At 64.7% G+C, this 1,427-nt stretch carries 1 protein-coding gene; it reads left to right on the top strand.

The annotated features are described in order from the left end of the window. Positions 1-158 precede the first annotated feature (158 nt). Positions 159-1,358: an IS256 family transposase gene (locus O7A61_RS32190; RefSeq protein ID WP_337133173.1), complete on the top strand. Its 1,200-nt coding sequence runs from the start codon at positions 159-161 to the stop codon at positions 1,356-1,358. Positions 1,359-1,427 lie beyond the last annotated feature (69 nt).

Genomic DNA, 1,427 nt, shown 5'->3' with positions numbered 1-1,427 from the left:
GGTCGCGTCCCCACAGGTGGTGTAGCTCGGCGGTAGCGAAGCCGCTCGCGAGCGCGCCCTCAACAGCGCTGTAGCGAGCGAGCTGCTTTGCGGTGGTCATCGACAGTTCGCCGGTAAGGTCGGGTTGCTGACACCAACCTGATTCGAAGGAACCATCGATGACCGACGACATGATGAACCTGCGCTCGCTCGTGGAGAAGACTCCGGATTCCGATCTTTTGCGCGAGATGATTGGCTTTGCCGCCGAGCGGCTGATGGAGCTGGAGGTTGGAGCCGCGACCGGCGCCGCCTATGGCGAGAAGAACCCGTTGCGCACGGCCCAGCGCAACGGCTATCGCGAGCGCGACTGGGAGACGCGCGCCGGCACCGTCGAACTGCGCATCCCCAAGCTCAGGAAGGGTTCCTACTTCCCCGGCTTCCTCGAACCGCGCCGCATGGCCGAGAAGGCGCTGACCGCCGTCATCCAGGAAGCCTACGTCCAGGGCATCTCGACACGCTCGGTCGACGACCTGGTCAAGGCCATGGGCATGAGCGGCATCTCGAAGAGCCAGGTCAGCCGGCTGTGCGAGGAGATCGACGGCAAGGTCAAGGCGTTCCTCGAAAGACCCATCGAGGGCGACTGGCCCTATCTGTGGATCGACGCCACCTACCTGAAGGTGCGCCGCGGCGGACGCATCGTCTCGGTCGCCGTCATCATCGCCGTCGGCGTCAACGCGGACGGCCGGCGCGAGGTCCTGGGCATGGAGATTGGCACGTCGGAAGCCGAGCCGATCTGGACGGAGTTCCTGCGCAAGCTCACACGTCGTGGCCTGCGTGGCGTCAAGCTCGTTGTCTCCGACGCGCATGAAGGCCTCAAGGCGGCCGTCACCAAGGTGCTGTGCGCGACATGGCAACGCTGCCGCGTCCACTTCATGAGGAACGTGCTGGCCCATGCCGGAAAGAGCGGGCGCCGTGTCGTCTCGGCCTTCATCGCCACAGCCTTCGCCCAGGAGACATCGGAAGCCGCGAGCGCCCAATGGCGTGCCGTCGCCGACCAGATCCGCCCTAAGGTGCCCAAGCTCGCCACCATCATGGACGATGCTGAGCCCGACGTGCTGGCCTACATGACCTTCCCCAAGGAGCACCGCGTCAAGCTCCATAGCACAAACCCGATCGAGCGCCTCAACGGCGAGATCAAGCGCAGGACCGAGGTCGTTGGCATCTTCCCAAACGATGACGCCATCGTCCGCCTCGTCGGCGCGATCCTGCTCGAGCAGAACGATGAATGGGCCGTCCAGCGCGCCAGATACATGACACTGGAAACCATCAGCCAAATGAGCGATGATCCCCTCATCAGCCTGCCAGCTGTGGCACGCTGATCATCCCGGCCCCTTGCCGGAGAGCGCGGCGACCAAACCGTCAGCTACACCACTCCCTGGGACACGATC

It is taken from the genome of Mesorhizobium sp. Cs1321R2N1, assembly GCF_037179725.1.
GTDB lineage: Bacteria > Pseudomonadota > Alphaproteobacteria > Rhizobiales > Rhizobiaceae > Mesorhizobium > Mesorhizobium salmacidum.
The sequence above is the reverse complement of the archived record's forward strand: the minus strand, read 5'-3'. Positions and strand labels throughout refer to the sequence as shown.

Excerpts from the sequence above, each read along its gene's own strand:
- O7A61_RS32190 (WP_337133173.1), top strand. The coding sequence starts at position 159 with ATGACCGACGACATGATGAACCTGCGCTCGCTCGTGGAGAAGACTCCG.